At 65.5% G+C, this 13,920-nt stretch carries 12 protein-coding genes; 8 read left to right on the top strand and 4 right to left on the bottom strand.

The features are described from left to right. The first annotated feature begins 88 nt into the window (after window positions 1-88). A complete protein-coding gene (locus ACSSVZ_RS25540; protein WP_453973653.1) occupies window positions 89-1,255 on the top strand; it encodes a tyrosine-type recombinase/integrase in 1,167 nt (388 codons plus the stop codon). Between the two features lie 49 nt (window positions 1,256-1,304). On the opposite strand, the gene ACSSVZ_RS25535 is transcribed toward ACSSVZ_RS25540, so the two are convergent. The 3 genes from ACSSVZ_RS25535 to ACSSVZ_RS25525 all read right to left on the bottom strand — a co-directional run bounded on the left by ACSSVZ_RS25535 (window position 1,305) and on the right by ACSSVZ_RS25525 (window position 4,653). After that, complete coding sequence (locus ACSSVZ_RS25535) at window positions 1,305-2,276, bottom strand: LLM class flavin-dependent oxidoreductase (protein ID WP_453973651.1); 972 nt, start codon at window positions 2,274-2,276, stop codon at window positions 1,305-1,307. Between the two features lie 80 nt (window positions 2,277-2,356). Then, entirely contained in the window at window positions 2,357-3,640 is a 1,284-nt protein-coding gene (locus tag ACSSVZ_RS25530; protein WP_453973649.1) for a threonine synthase, read from the bottom strand. 2 nt (window positions 3,641-3,642) lie between these two features. Then, window positions 3,643-4,653 carry an LLM class flavin-dependent oxidoreductase gene (locus tag ACSSVZ_RS25525; RefSeq protein ID WP_453973648.1) on the bottom strand — a complete coding sequence of 337 codons (1,011 nt, stop codon included), beginning with the start codon at window positions 4,651-4,653 and terminating at the stop codon, window positions 3,643-3,645. Window positions 4,654-4,875: 222 nt separating this feature from the next. On the opposite strand from ACSSVZ_RS25525, the gene ACSSVZ_RS25520 reads away from it, so the two are divergent. Further along, window positions 4,876-6,075, top strand: a complete 1,200-nt coding sequence (locus ACSSVZ_RS25520; protein ID WP_453973647.1) for a M24 family metallopeptidase — start codon at window positions 4,876-4,878, stop codon at window positions 6,073-6,075. 34 nt (window positions 6,076-6,109) lie between these two features. Here the strand turns inward: ACSSVZ_RS25520 and ACSSVZ_RS25515 are convergent, their stop codons facing one another. After that, window positions 6,110-7,039 (bottom strand): IclR family transcriptional regulator, encoded by a 930-nt coding sequence (locus ACSSVZ_RS25515; protein WP_453973645.1) that lies wholly within the window; start codon window positions 7,037-7,039, stop codon window positions 6,110-6,112. Window positions 7,040-7,248: 209 nt separating this feature from the next. Here ACSSVZ_RS25515 and dctP point away from each other — a divergent pair, with 209 nt between their 5' ends. The 6 genes from dctP (at window position 7,249) to ACSSVZ_RS25485 (ending at window position 13,893) form a co-directional block, all read left to right on the top strand. After that, window positions 7,249-8,331, top strand: a complete 1,083-nt coding sequence (gene dctP / locus ACSSVZ_RS25510; RefSeq protein ID WP_453973644.1) for a TRAP transporter substrate-binding protein DctP — start codon at window positions 7,249-7,251, stop codon at window positions 8,329-8,331. Between the two features lie 75 nt (window positions 8,332-8,406). Further along, window positions 8,407-8,895 carry a TRAP transporter small permease subunit gene (locus tag ACSSVZ_RS25505; RefSeq protein WP_453973643.1) on the top strand — a complete coding sequence of 163 codons (489 nt, stop codon included), beginning with the start codon at window positions 8,407-8,409 and terminating at the stop codon, window positions 8,893-8,895. After that, window positions 8,888-10,207 (top strand): TRAP transporter large permease, encoded by a 1,320-nt coding sequence (locus tag ACSSVZ_RS25500; protein ID WP_453973642.1) that lies wholly within the window; start codon window positions 8,888-8,890, stop codon window positions 10,205-10,207. The genes ACSSVZ_RS25505 and ACSSVZ_RS25500 overlap by 8 nt, the downstream gene beginning before the upstream one ends. Before the next feature lie 49 nt (window positions 10,208-10,256). Further along, a complete protein-coding gene (locus tag ACSSVZ_RS25495; RefSeq protein WP_453973640.1) occupies window positions 10,257-12,599 on the top strand; it encodes a xanthine dehydrogenase family protein molybdopterin-binding subunit in 2,343 nt (780 codons plus the stop codon). Beyond that, a complete protein-coding gene (locus ACSSVZ_RS25490) occupies window positions 12,596-13,423 on the top strand; it encodes an FAD binding domain-containing protein (RefSeq protein ID WP_453973639.1) in 828 nt (275 codons plus the stop codon). Before ACSSVZ_RS25495 ends, ACSSVZ_RS25490 begins: the two co-directional genes overlap by 4 nt. After that, window positions 13,420-13,893: a (2Fe-2S)-binding protein gene (locus ACSSVZ_RS25485; protein WP_453973638.1), complete on the top strand. Its 474-nt coding sequence runs from the start codon at window positions 13,420-13,422 to the stop codon at window positions 13,891-13,893. The genes ACSSVZ_RS25490 and ACSSVZ_RS25485 overlap by 4 nt, the downstream gene beginning before the upstream one ends. Window positions 13,894-13,920 lie beyond the last annotated feature (27 nt).

Genomic DNA, 13,920 nt, shown 5'->3' with positions numbered 1-13,920 from the left:
ACTTGTCGGCCGAGCCGATCGTTGCTGGATCGCCAGCTTGGTGGACCGCTTCGCTCTCGGCGAGGGGTGCCACCTGCGATTACGCTAAGTGGTCCGTCGCCTGAACGCGGACACCGAAACCTACTGGCACGACCTGCAGGCCCTTCAGACGCAGGACGCGACAGTGCGCTATCAGGCAGCCTGCCGCAGGGCCCGCGCGCTCGGGTTCGACTACGTGCCCGCCCGTGAGGTGGCCGAGCGCGATCTCGACGAGATCGCCCGTCGCTTTGCCGCAATCGTCGAGGCCGGCCACGACGACACCCTCGCGCGTCAGGCCGTCCTGGGAGGCATCGAAGCCCCCTCCTTCCGGCTGGCAGGCCTGCTGGAGGCCTTCGAGGCCATCATGCAGCCCTCCCTCGCCTCCATGTCGGAAGACCAGCGACGCAAGTGGCGCAACCCCAAGCGCCGCGCCATCGCCAACCTCCTCCAGGTCATCGGCGACAAGCCGGTGGCCGAGATCAGCCGCGGCGACGCGCTCGATTTCCGCAGTTGGTGGTCCGAACGGGTTCTGGAGGACGGCATCCAGATCGGCACGGCCAACAAGGACATCGGCCATCTCAACAAGATGCTGCGCACCCTCGACCGCCAGCACCGGCTGGGGCTCGATCCCGTCTTCTCGCAGCTCAGGATCGAGGGCGAGGAGGCTCGCTCCCGCGCTGCCTTCGAAGCAAGCTTCGTGGCAACGCGCATCCTGGCCGACGGCGCCCTCGACGGCCTGAACCCGGAAGCGAAGGCCATCGTCCATCTGATGGCCGAGACGGGCCTGCGGGTCTCCGAGGCCGTCAATCTCGATGCCGGCACCATCAAGCTCGACCACCCGGTCCCGCACGTGCAGGTGAGGCCGAACGGGCGCAAGCTGAAGACGCCGCAATCGCAGCGCGACATTCCGCTGGTCGGCGTTGCCCTTGCGGCGATGCGCGAGCACCCCGAAGGCTTCCCCCGCTATCGCGACAAGGGCTCGTCGCTCTCCGCTCTGGTGAACAAGGTTCTCGATGCCAGGGTGCTGCGCCCCACCAAGGCGCACTCGCTCTACTCGCTGCGGCACACCTTCGAGGACCGGCTTGGGTCAGCCAACGTGCCGGAGAAGATCGTCGCCGCCCTGATGGGCCACAAATATTACCGCCCGAAATATGGGTCAGGCCCGACACTCGAGCAGAAGCGGGACGCGCTGATGGCGATTGGGTTTGCTTCGATTGAGCCGACTAAGGCCAGGTAGACGGTATGGCCCGGCCTATCCATCGGGGTCGATCCCACTAGGCACGAGGCTAGCCGGCGCCTTGCTTCATCAGGGCAGCGATCAGCCTTTCGGCCACGCCGGGATCCGGCAGTCCGGAAAGGACCAGCCTGTCTAGGCCGGCTGACAGATACTCCTGCATCCTTTGGCGGACCTGCTCGGGCCGTCCGCTCGCAGCATGCCGGGCAACGGTCTCGTCCGACAGGATGCGCTCGACCGTGGCCCAGTCCTCCTGTGCGAAAGCGCCGGCCAGCGCCTCCTGGTCAAGGGTGGAGCCGCCGAGCGCGATGTTGCGCGCGTGATGCGGCCCCCGGAGGATGAAGGCGAGCGTCCGCTTCAGCCGGGCATGGGCCTCGGCCTCGTCATCCGCGACAGCGGAGTAGAGCAATCCGATCTTGCGCACGGAGCGCCCGCTCTTCGCCTCGCCGGCCGCCACCAGAGCGAGGCACTCGCGGATGAAGGGCACGGATGCAGCGGCGCTGATCAGCACGGCATCCGCAGCCTCTCCGGCGAGTTCCAGCATCTTGGGACCCGATGCGGCGAGTGCGATCGGGACACTGCACGGCCCAGAAGACAGTCGCCGGCCATGCACCGAGAACGTCGCCCCGTCGTGATCGACGGTTTCGCCGCCAAACAGTGCGCGCGTCACGGCGATCGCCTCGCGGAGCGTCGACAGCGGCTTCGGGGCCTCGACGCCGGCCGCCTGGAGGTCGCGGGGCGCGCCGACGCCAAGACAGAGCGTCACCCGACCGGGAAACATCTCGTCGAGGGTCGCTGCCGCCATCGCCGCGTAGACCGGATGCACGGTGTACGGGCTCATCGCCATCAGGGCGACGGAGAGCGACGGGCGCGACGACAGGATGGCCGCTGCGCGGGCGATCGGCTCGCGCTGGAAGAGGTGGCTCGCAAGCCAGACCGTTCCAACGCCCTGACGCTCCATCACATCGAGCATGGCCATCGTTTCCGGCCAGGTCTCGTTGCCTTCCAGGCTGATGTCGATCATCGGCTCACGCCCCTCTCGTCCTCACGAACGACCATCCCTCGTCCCGAATCCCGCTGCACACGCCATCGCATCCCCGCGGGTCAGGCGTCCGCTTTGAGGAGATCGGCGATCAGATCGTCCAAACTTTCTTCCGTATGGACGGGCACGTCGGACACGTCCATCGGACCGTCCTTCAGGCCGGCGGAGGTGAGGAGCGCTACAACGGTCTCGCCAAGTTCCACCCCGCGGCCGATCGCGGCCTCGCCGGCAGCGAGCGCCGCGACGCCGGACATCTCCTGATAGAGGCCGACGCGCGCGAGACAGTCCCGCATGGACGCAAGCTCCGCTTCCGTGGTGGTGAGGGCCTGGCCATCCGTCTCGCAAAGCGCCGCGACCCCGCGCGGGCTGCCGACGGTACAGGCGATGCCCGGAGCTGCCGAAGGAACGGGGTCGACCTCAACGGCAGCCGCGTTCGATCCAAAGGCGCGTGCCAGTGGCCCCCGCACCGCCGGCTCGGCGGAGAACAGGCGCGGCAGACGATCGGCAAGCCCAAGAAGGCGAAGCTCGCGGAAGCCCTTGGCGACGCCATAGAGAAGTTCCGCATAACCGGTCGGGATCAGGACGGAATCCGGTACCTTGCGGCCGAGCTGCAGAAACAGCTCATAGGCGATCGTCTTGTAGCCTTCGGGGCCGTAAGGATTTCCGGTATGGAAGCGCGTGAGATTGCTCGCCGGCATGAGGCCCGCCTCGTCGACGAGCCGCCGCAACGCCTGCCAGCGCCGGTCGAACGGAGCGACCACCACATGGGCTCCCAACGCATTGAGAAGCCGGCGGAAGCCCGGCTGCGGACCATCGGAGATGACCACCACGCACGTAAGCCCGGCCCGGGCGGCATAGGCGGCTGCAGCGGCGCCGTGGTTGCCCGACGACGCCACCGCGATCCCGCGCGCTCCTGATGTGACGGCGGCTGAAACAACGCAGAGATTGAGCCGGTCCTTATGGCTCCAGGTCGGATTTCGGCTCTCATCCTTGAGCCAGAGCGTGCCGGAAAAACCGAGCGAGCGACCGAGGTCACCTGCATCGAACAGAGCAGTGCCGCCCTCGCCGAGGCTCAGCCCCGCGGCCAGCGGAGGCAGCAGCGGCGCCCAGCGGTCAAGCCCCGGCAGCGGTGCCTGATCGAACAGGCTCTTGTCGACCCGACCATAGTCGTAGTCGACCTCGAGCGGATACTGCATCGCCTCGGTCGAGCTGACCGGACATCCCGACGTCAGCACCGGCAGCAGCGGAAATAGCCGGGCAGGATCGCCCAGCGACCGCTGGCCAATGGCCAGGCTTTGCAATCCGTCGCCAACGGCGGCGGCGGTCGGAGAATGATCGTGCCGCATCGTCACGACACGACGTGCGGCATGACGTCTTCGGCAAAGATCTGCATCTGCTCGAACAGCTCGTCCACCGTGTTGGCAGCGAAGTAGAGCCCCAGCAGGTGGGTCGCGCCGGCGGCCTCGAGCGCCTTAGCCTTGGCGATGACTTCTTCAGCGGTGCCAACCAGGTTGATGTCCTCGTGCCTGACGGCGCCCTGGTCCTTCAGTGTCGACTGCGACAGTGACACCAGATGCTTGTACATCTGGCTCTGCCGGAAGCGCTCGACCGCCTCTTCCCGGGTCTTGCCGATATAGCAGACGAACTGGGGAGCGACCTCGATCTGGGCCGGGTCCCGGCCTTTCTTGTCGGCAAGCTCGCGCAGCGTCGAAACGGCGCCCGCAAGCCTCTCGACCTCGATGCAGGCCGGCAGCCAGCCATGCGCGTAGTCCACCGTCCGCGAGATGGCGTTCGGGTTGTTGCCGCCGACATAGAGCGGCAGCGGATCCTGCACCGGCTTCGGATACATCTCGACGTCGCGATACTTGTAGAATTCGCCGTCGAATGTGGCGGTGCGATCCTTGAAGAGCTGGGCAAAGGCCTGCAGGCTCTCCTCGACCATCCGGCCGCGATGTGCCTTCCAGCCAGGATGGAGCGCCTCGAATTCCTCGCGATAGGCCCCGACGCCGACGCCGATTTCCAGGCGACCGCCGCTGAGCTGGTCGATGGTCGCGATCTGCTTTGCCGTCACCACGATGTCGCGGCGCATGGGCATCACCAGCATGCCCGTGCCCATCCGGATGCGGGACGTCTTGGCGGCGATGTAGGCGTAGGTTGAGAGGATCTCCCAGAAGTTCGGGGGGGTGGGAAACTCCTCACGCACATAACGCTGGGTCGTCATGTGGTCGTTGCCCCAGACGGAATCATAGCCGAGTTCCTCGGCGCGCACGGCGATCGCGATCACGTCTTCGATCCGCGCGAAAGGCACCGGATACATCATGCCTTCCATTCCGGTTGGCAGGCCGACACTCACCTTCATCGCCGCAGACCCCTTGTCATGAGCACACTAAGCGTTTCTAAAAAAGAAACACCGTTCCAATTATCATTTTGATGTTTCGCGCGAATGTCAACTCGGCCGCTCCGTCGTCGGGCGCCGAGCATCCCGGCTGGTTCGCATCTGGCGTTGACAGGTCGGCGCCCGGCCGGCCTAATGGCAAAAACTGAAATAGCGTTCCTTTTATAGAAACACTGAGGATAACCGATGCTCGTTAACGCCGCGCGCTTCCGCAGCCGACTCGCAGAAGAAGGGCTCGACGGCATCGTCGCAGCGACGAGTGAGAATGTTCAGTATCTGACGGGGATCGCGAGCGTCTCGCTGGCGATCCATCCCTATTTTGGCCAGTGCTACGCCATCGCGACCCACGACCGGCCGGAGGCTCCCTCCTTCGTGTCCAGTGTGGGTGAGGTCGACCAGGTCCTCGACGGCTTCGATGGCATATCGCGGGTGGAGACCTACGGCACGTTCTACCGTGAAATCGCGGACGGGACGCAGCTGAGCGACGACGAGCAGCGGCTCCACGACCTTTCGGTCCAGGCCGCCCACCCCTCTCCTGTCGCTGCGCTCGCTGAGGCGATCCGTGGCGCCGGCCTCGCCGAAGCGCGGATCGGCATCGACAACGATGGCCTGAAGCCGGGCGTACGGGAGACCCTTGAAAGCCTGATGCCGGCCGCGACCTTCGTGGATGCCTCCAAGACGTTCGCCTTCATCCGCCGGGTCAAGTCGGCGGAAGAGGTCCGGCGCATCCGGCGCTCGGCCATTGCCGCGCAGAACGCCATCCTCGCCGCAACCTCCATCGCCGAAGAGGGTGTCAGCGAGCGCGAACTGATGCTTGCCTTTAACCGCTCGATCGCTGCCCAGGGAGGCTGGCCGCGCCTCGCGATGATCAGGATCGGGCGCAACGGCGTGGGCGGGCAGGTCCGGCCTGGATCGACGAAGCTGGCAAAGGGCGACACCATCTGGTTCGACGTCGGCTGCGTTAAGGATGGCTACTGGTCCGACATCGCCCGCAACGTCGCCTATGGCGAGCCCTCCACACGGAGTGCCTCGATCTATAGGGCCTTGAAAGCCGGCGAAGATGCAGCGATCGACGTTGTGCGCCCCGGACAGGTCGCACACCAAGTTTTCGACCTCATGATGGAAGCGACGCGCGAGGCCGGGCTGCCGGACTATCGGCGCCACCACGTCGGCCACGGCATCGGCGCTGAGATCTACGAACAGCCGATTCTCGCCCCCGGCAACGAAACCCCGATCGAGGCCGGCATGGTCCTGAACGTGGAGACGCCCTACTACGAATTTGGAACCGGCGGGCTGCACGTCGAGGATCCGTTCGTCGTGGGGGAGAACGGCGAGAATCGGCTCCTCACCACGCTCACCCGGGACATGATCGTCGTCGAGCCCTAGACGCCACTGCGGCTCGCTCCTGCCGACCGACGGATCAGGATCGCTGACCCGCGAGCCGCCACTGGATCTCCTTCGCCGTTTCTTCGGCAAGGACCCGAAGCTTGTCGATGTCGATCGCACCCGAAGACAGAAGCATCGCGGGGAAGGCCAGCGACAGGCCAGCGATCACGGTGCCTGCGGCGTCGCGCAGTGGCACCGCGACGGCTCCGATCTCCTCGAAATGCTCGCCGTAGTTCGCCGCGTAGCCGCGGCGGCGGATCTCCTTCACCTCTTTCCAGAGGTCCTCGGCGAAGGCGATCGTCCGCGGCGTGGTCTTCTTCAGCGGGACGGTCTCCAGGAAGCGCTCGATGAACGCATCTTCCTGATAGGCCAGCATCACCTTGCCCATCGCGGTGCTATAGAGCGCGATCCGTCCGCCCGGCTGCATGGAGATCTTCACGGCGCTCCGGCCGTCATAGACGGCCACGTAGACCACCTCGTAGTTGCTGAGCACACCCAGATAGAAAGTATGATCGAAGCGGTCGGAGAAGTCCTGGAAGACACGCCGCGCAACGATCGGTAGCGGATTCTGCTCTGAATAGGTCGAGGCGATCCGCATGATCTTCGGGCCAAGCCTGTACAGGGCCGTTGCCGGATCCTGCTCGACGTAGCCGAAGGCTTCGAGCGTCGTCAGCAGGCGGTGCATGGTCGTCGGATTCGTGTCTAACGCCCGCGCGAGCTCCCGCACGCCCCAAGCCGGCCGTTCGTTCGTGAACGCCTCCAGCGCCAGCAGACCGCGCCCCAGGTTCAGGTTTGGAAGCGAGCGGACGTCGACCGGCTCGACGGCATCCACCTCATCCTTGCGATCAACCACCCGCTGTCCTCCCTCCCGCTGTGGCGAAAAATCGCCCCCGCGGGCACCCGGCGCAACTTTACGCATTTGCCCGAAAAATCCGCAAGGCAGGCAGGAAGGCAATCTGCTCAACAGTTTAGCAGACGCCTTTCATGACCTGCCGAGAAACACCAGCACCCAAGTGTTCCGAATATAGGAATACCGTTACGAAAAATGGTGCGCAACCCATTTCGGTGTGCTGTACTCCCTCATCGCATCTTCGAACCGGCCAAAAAGCCAATCGGCGCATGTCGACACGGTGAGGGGAAATCGGCCGGGACGAAACTCTGAAGGAGGAGTTGATGAACCTAGTCAGAAGTGCCGGCCTTGCAGCAATGATTGCCGGAGCGACGATGAGCGTCGCCCACGCCCAGGAAGCGCCGACCGCTGAGAACCCGATCGTCTGGCGCATGTCGAGCTACGCTGGCGAAACGTGGGGCCTTTGGCGCAACATGGTCATGCCGTTCGTCACGCGGGTGAACGAGCTGTCCGAGGGACGGCTGGTGATCAAGCCCTATCCCGTCGACGTCCTCGCCCCGGCGACCCGCAACTATGAAGCGGTCCTCGACGGCACGGCCGACGCCGCGATGATCACGCCGCTCTATGTCGTGAACCAGGATCCGGCCAACACCTTCTACGCGGGCCAGCCTGGCGGCATGGGCATTGAGACGATGCTCTACTGGCTCTACGAGGGCGGCGGACAGGATCTGCTGACCGAGTTCAAGCTGGAGACGCAGGGCCTTTACTCGCTCGTCGGTGGGATCGTCGGCACCGAGCTGTGGCACTCGCATCGCCCCATCAACTCGGTCGAGGACCTGAAGGGCGCCAAGTTCCGGTCCGCCGGTGCCTGGTCGTCGGTTCTATCCGACTATTTCGAAGCTTCGCCGGTCTTCGTAACCGGTGGTGAGGTCTACACGATGCTGGAGCGGGGCGGCGTGGACATTGCCGAATGGTCCGGCCCGGCTGACAATCTGATTGCCGGCCTGCAGAACGCCGCCGAGTACATCATCTATCCCGGCGTCCACTTCCCGGCCGGCATCAACGAATTCATCGTGAAGAAGGAATCCTGGGAGGCCCTGCCGCCGGACCTTCAGGAGACGGTCAAGGCCGCCGCCAAGCTGGCCGTGTTCGAGAGCTACCTGCAGTCTGGCATGGACGACATCGTCGCCATGGACAAGCTCCGTGAAAGCAACGCCGAATTCGAGGAGCTGCCGCCTGAGGTGCTGGCCGCCATCACCGATGCCGGCCGGGAATGGGCGGAAAAGAAGGCCGAAGAGCAGAGCGCCGATGGCAATGACTGGATGAAGAAGATCGGCGACAGCTACTTCGCATTCCAGGATCGCTACGCCAACAACGCCGCCTTCAAGTACGTCGACCGGAACTAGGCGACCAATGGACTGCCGGCCTTCCGGGCGGTGCCGGAGGGCCGGCAATCCCTTTCGAGTGGGACGAGTTCGACAATGCGCGTCATCGACGCCATCTCCTCCGCCATCGCCGCGATCGCAGGTGTCCTGCTGATCCTGTTGATCGGCGTCATGATCTTCGAGGTGGTCAGCCGCTATGCCTTTAACGCGCCGACGCTCTGGGCATCCGACATGACATACATGCTGAATGGCGCGCTGTTCATGATGGCCTCGGCGTACGGACTGAAGGCCAATGGTCACGTCCGCATCGATTTTCTGATCGACCGGCTGCCGAAGCGCCTCCAGGGCGCGATCGGTGCCGGCCTCCTTTTCTTCCTCGCCCTTCCGACCTTCGCCGCCCTCTCCTACGTGGCGGTGGAGCGCGCGCACCGCTCCTATGTTCGCGGCGAGGTCGATCCCGTGAGCGCCTTCGCACCCATCATCTGGCCTTTCCACGCGGCAATCGCCCTTGGCCTCTGCCTTCTGACAGCCCAGACCCTCGTGACCGCGATCCGCTTCGCAATGCCGGCTGAGCCCGATGAGTGACCCCATTCTGGCGGGGCTTATGTTCCCTGCCCTGTTCGCACTGATCCTGCTGGGGCTGCCGGTCGCCTTCAGCTTGATCGTCACGGCGTTCGGCTTCGCCCTCATCGCCTTCGGCGATCTGGCGCCGATGCAGCTCTACCGCTTCGTCGAGCGGGTGGCGACGCAGCCGACCTTCGCCGCCGTTCCCCTCTTCATCTTCATGGGCGCCATGCTGGAGCGGTCCGGCATCGCCGAACGCCTCTTCGAGGCGATGCGACTGTGGTTCGGCCGGCTTCCCGGTGGCCTCGCTCTCGCCGCCATCACCATGTGCGCGATCTTTGCGGCTGGCACCGGCATCGTGGGGGCCGTGGAGGTAATGGTCGGCATGATGGCCATCCCGGCCATGCGTCGCTACGGCTACAACCACGGCCTCATCTCCGGGACCATCTGTGCGGGTGGGTCGCTCGGCACGATGATCCCGCCGTCGATCGTCGTCGTCGTTTACGCGACCCAGGGACAGCTCTCCATCGGCGACCTCTTTGCCGCCGTCGTTATCCCTGCGATCATCATGGTCCTTCTCTTCCTTGGCTACATCCTCGCCCGCTGTGCCATTCGGCCCCAGGACGGCCCGCCGCTCAGCGCCGAGGAAGTTCAGGTGCCGCTGGGCCAAAAGCTCTGGATGGCGGCGACTTCGATCGCCCCGGCCATCGGGCTCGTGCTGGCGGTCGTCGGATCGATCATGGCCGGCATCGCTGCCCCGACAGAGGCGGCCAGCGTCGGCGCCCTCGGTACGATGCTGCTGACGCTGGCGTACCGGAAGTTCAGCCTGTCCGTGCTGATCCAAACGCTGCGGTCCAGCCTCGTGATCACCGCGATGGTCATGCTGATCATCGTCGGCGGCACCATGTTCACCAGCATTTTCCAGATCAACGGTGGCCGCGAGCTTATCCAGAAAGGCCTCACCGTCCTCGACCTGTCGCCCACCCAGACTGTGTTCGTGATCCTTGCGATCATCGCCCTTCTGGGGTTTGTGCTGGACTGGATCTCAATTCTGCTGATCTGCGTTCCGATCTACGAGCCGCTGCTGCGCCTGTCGGGCATCGACCCGGTCTGGTTCGCAGTCATGGCGATCGTGACGATCCAGACCAGCTACCTGACCCCGCCGATGGCGCCGTCGATCTTCTATCTCAAGAGCGTCGCGCCGCCGGAGATCACCTATCGCCAGATGTGTCTCGGCGTGGCCCCGTTCATCGCCTGCCAGCTCGTGGTCCTGCTGATCGTCTACCTTGTGCCGGCGACGGCGACCTGGCTGCCCCAGGTTCTGGTGCGCTGAGAATGCGGTGCTTGTCCCTTTCCCGACCGCCGTTCGACCGGAGGCAGCAATGACCAAAGCTCGCCAGGGCGTCGGAGCATCGGTCCTCCGGCGCGAGGACAACCGCTTCCTGACCGGAACTGGCCGCTATGTGGCGGACATCGAACTGCCACGCATGATGGACGTGGCGTTCGTGCGCTCTCCGATGGCCCACGCGCGCATCGGCGGCATCGAGATCGACGAGTCCGTTCGGCGCTGGGTTTTCACGGCGGCGGACCTGGAGGGCGTCACCCCCATCGTGCCGCCCTCCAGCCTCCCGGGCCACAAGATCCCGCCCTATCCCGCGATGGCATCGGACAGGACGCTCTTCGTCGGCCAGATTCTGGCGGCCTGCGTCGCGGGCAACCGGGCCCTTGCAGAGGATCTGGCGGAAACGGTCATGCCCGACCTGAATCCACTTCCGGTCGTGGCCACGGTGGAAGCAGCTCTCGCGCCCGATGCACCGCTCGTGCACGAGGATTGGGGCACGAACCTCTCGGTTGAGACCCTCTTCGACAGCGGCATCGACGAGGTCGCCGCCGCGGCGCCGGTGCGGGTAAGCCGCGACCTGGCCATGGCGCGTCAGGCGATGGTTCCGCTGGAGGGCAAAGGCGTCGTGGCCGACTGGGATGCGCGACTCGATCAGCTGGTGGTCTACTCGTCCACCCAGTCGCCGCACCTGATCCGCAACGCCTTGTGTATCTGTCTTGGGCTTGAGCAGCGCCGCATCCGCGTCATCGCACCCGATGTCGGCGGCGGCTTCGGCTTCAAAGCGATCCTGCAGGCGGAGGAAGTCATCGTCGCGTGGCTCGCCATGCGGCTGAAGCGTCCGGTGCGGTGGATCGAGGATCGCTTCGAGCACCTGACCGCAAGTGCCAACGCGCGCGAGCATGCCTACCGGATAGAGGCGTTCGCCGACGAGACAGGGCGCATCCTTGCGCTGGATGCCCTGCTGCGAACCGACGCGGGCGCCTATTCGATCTGGCCCCACACCAACGCGTTCGACGCCATCCAGGCGAGCGGCATCCTGCCGGGCCCCTACGCCATCGCCAACTACCGCATCCGCACGCAGACGGTCGCCACCAACAAGCCGCCGCTGTCCCCCTACCGCGCGGTGGCGCGCCCGAGCGCCTGCTTCGCGATGGAAATGATCATGGATGCGGTGGCGCGCGAGATCGGCCGTGATCCCGCCGAGGTGCGGCTGGCAAATCTCGTTCCCGCCGACGCCATGCCCTATACCGCGGTGACCGGCAAGGTTTACGACAGCGGCGACTATCCGGCCTGTCTTCAACGGGCTCGCGAAATGATCGGCGAGACGCAGGCCGATGCGCCGCCGGAGCGCTGGGCCCGGCGCATCGGCATCGGCTACGCGATGTACACCGAACACACGGCGGTCTCGACCTCGACGATCGCCCCCCTCGGCATCGAGATGTTGCCGGGCTACGAGCTTGCCGCGCTTCGCCTGATGCCGGATGGCGGGCTGGAGATCCGGGTTGGCGTGCAATCGCACGGTCAGGGTATGGAAACGACGCTGGCCCAGATCGCCAACGAGATCCTCGGGGTGGACCTCGAACGCATCACCGTCATCCATGGCGACACCGGCCTGACACCCTACTCGACCGGAACCTACGCCTCGCGCGCGGTCGTGATGACCGGCGGCGCGGTCGCCGACGCCTGCGGGCGTCTGGCAGACCGGCTGAAGGCGATCGGCTGCCACCTCCTGCAGGCGGGGGAAGCCGACATCGAGGTCGGCAACGGCGAGATCGCCGGCCCCGTCGGGAGTCTGACGATCGAGGAAGCCGCACGGATATGGCATTTCCGGCCCCAGGAATTGAGCGATGCCCTCCTCGCCGAGGCGCTTGAGGTGACCGGCGCCTATCGTCCGGACGGAGACCGCGCGCCGTTTGCCTATGCGGTCCATGCAGCAAAGGTAGCGGTCGATCCGGAACTGGGGACCATCGAGCTTCTCGACTACGTTGTCGTCGACGACTGCGGGGTCCGTGTGAACCCGATGATCGTCGACGGCCAGGTCCTCGGCGGCGCCGTCCAGGGCATCGGTACCGCGCTCTACGAGGAGTGCCCCTTCGACGACGACGGACAGCCGCTTCACACCACCTTCGGCGAGTATCTTGTGCCGTCGGCCGCCGAAATCCCCATGATCCGGCTCGATCACACGGAAACGCCGGCACCGATGACCCGGTTCGGAGTGAAAGGCGTTGGAGAAGGTGGCGCCATCGCGCCTCCCGCCGCTGTCGCCAACGCCGTCAACGCTGCCCTCGCCCCGCTCGGTGCGGAGCTGTGCTCGGTGCCGGTCACGCCCCAACGGGTCCTGGAAGCGATCGCCCGCGCCGAGCGGGCAGAGGCGGACACATGAAGCCGGCGGCCTTCGACTACGAACGACCGTCCACGGTCGAGCATGCTGTCGAGCTGCTCGCTGCCTCCGACGGCGAGGCCCGGCTTCTCGCCGGCGGTCAGTCGCTCGTTCCCATGATGAACCTGCGCCTCGCCTATCCCTCGGCACTGATCGACATCGCCGGCATCGCCGACCTGTCGGCCATCGAGGATCGCGGAAGCAGCGTCGCCATCGGCACCGGCGTCACTCATGCGCGGATCGAGGACGGCGAGGCGGGGGATCATTGGGGCGGCTTTCTTGCGCATGTTGCGCGCGAGATCGCCTATCGAGGCGTCCGCAATCGCGGGACGATCGGTGGAAGCCTTGCCCACGCCGATCCTGCCGCGGACTGGCCTGTGGCACTTGCCGCGCTGGGAGCATCCGTGGAGATCGCGGGACCGCAGGGACTGCGCTCGGTCGACGTGCACGAATTCGTCACTGGCATGTTCGAAACCGTGCTCGATCCCGGCGAAATGGTCGCAGCGGTCGTCGTTCCGAAGCTTTCGCGCCAAGCGCCCTGGTCCTTCATCAAGGTTCGTCGAAAGCGAGGTGCTTTCGCCGATGCGCTCGCTGCGGTCATTACGGATCCGGATGCCGGCACTCTGCGGATCGTCGCCGGCGGCGTTGCGACGGGTTTCAGACGACTGACGCAGTTGGAAGACGCCGCTCTCGTCTCGCTTTCCTCCACGGAACTGGCGACCCGGATAGAAACCGCCATCGACGAGATCGATCCCGACATGGATATCTTTCACCGGCGGCTGCACCTGGTTTCTCTGGCGCGCGCCGTGCAGGAAGTCTCCACATGAGGACGATCTCGCTGACCGTGAACGACGAAGCCGTGACAGCAATCGTGGAGCCGCGAACGAGTCTCGCCGACTTCCTGCGGGACAATCTCCACCTCAAGGGGACCCATCTCGGCTGCGAACAAGGCGCCTGCGGCGCCTGCACCGTTCATCTGAATGGCCGGCCGGTGCGCTCCTGCATCACGTTCGCGGTCTCCTGTGACGGTGCCGACATCCGCTCCGTCGAAGGTCTGGACGATCCGGTCTCCACATCGCTCCGCCAGGCCTTCAGCCAGGAGCATGCGCTTCAGTGCGGCTACTGCACGCCCGGCATGCTGATGACAGCACGCGACATCGTCGAGCGTCTCCACACCCCGGACACCGACGAGATCCGCCGGGAGCTTGCCGGCTGCATCTGCCGGTGCACGGGATATAGGGGCATCGTGCGGGCGATCGCCCGGGTGATTTCGGAAAAGTCCGGCAAACCGGCATAGGCGACCGGTCACCGGGACCGCCCGAAA

The sequence above is a fragment of the Amorphus sp. MBR-141 genome (assembly GCF_053628695.1).
Note: the sequence above shows the minus strand (reverse complement) of the source record. Positions and strands in the feature narration are given on the sequence as shown.

Coding starts and splice junctions, on each gene's coding strand:
- ACSSVZ_RS25535 (WP_453973651.1), bottom strand. CDS start 2,276: ATGATCGACATCAGCCTGGAAGGCAACGAGACCTGGCCGGAAACGATG.
- ACSSVZ_RS25530 (WP_453973649.1), bottom strand. CDS start 3,640: ATGCGGCACGATCATTCTCCGACCGCCGCCGCCGTTGGCGACGGATTG.
- ACSSVZ_RS25525 (WP_453973648.1), bottom strand. CDS start 4,653: ATGAAGGTGAGTGTCGGCCTGCCAACCGGAATGGAAGGCATGATGTAT.
- ACSSVZ_RS25520 (WP_453973647.1), top strand. CDS start 4,876: ATGCTCGTTAACGCCGCGCGCTTCCGCAGCCGACTCGCAGAAGAAGGG.
- dctP (WP_453973644.1), top strand. CDS start 7,249: ATGAACCTAGTCAGAAGTGCCGGCCTTGCAGCAATGATTGCCGGAGCG.
- ACSSVZ_RS25505 (WP_453973643.1), top strand. CDS start 8,407: ATGCGCGTCATCGACGCCATCTCCTCCGCCATCGCCGCGATCGCAGGT.
- ACSSVZ_RS25500 (WP_453973642.1), top strand. CDS start 8,888: ATGAGTGACCCCATTCTGGCGGGGCTTATGTTCCCTGCCCTGTTCGCA.
- ACSSVZ_RS25495 (WP_453973640.1), top strand. CDS start 10,257: ATGACCAAAGCTCGCCAGGGCGTCGGAGCATCGGTCCTCCGGCGCGAG.
- ACSSVZ_RS25490 (WP_453973639.1), top strand. CDS start 12,596: ATGAAGCCGGCGGCCTTCGACTACGAACGACCGTCCACGGTCGAGCAT.
- ACSSVZ_RS25485 (WP_453973638.1), top strand. CDS start 13,420: ATGAGGACGATCTCGCTGACCGTGAACGACGAAGCCGTGACAGCAATC.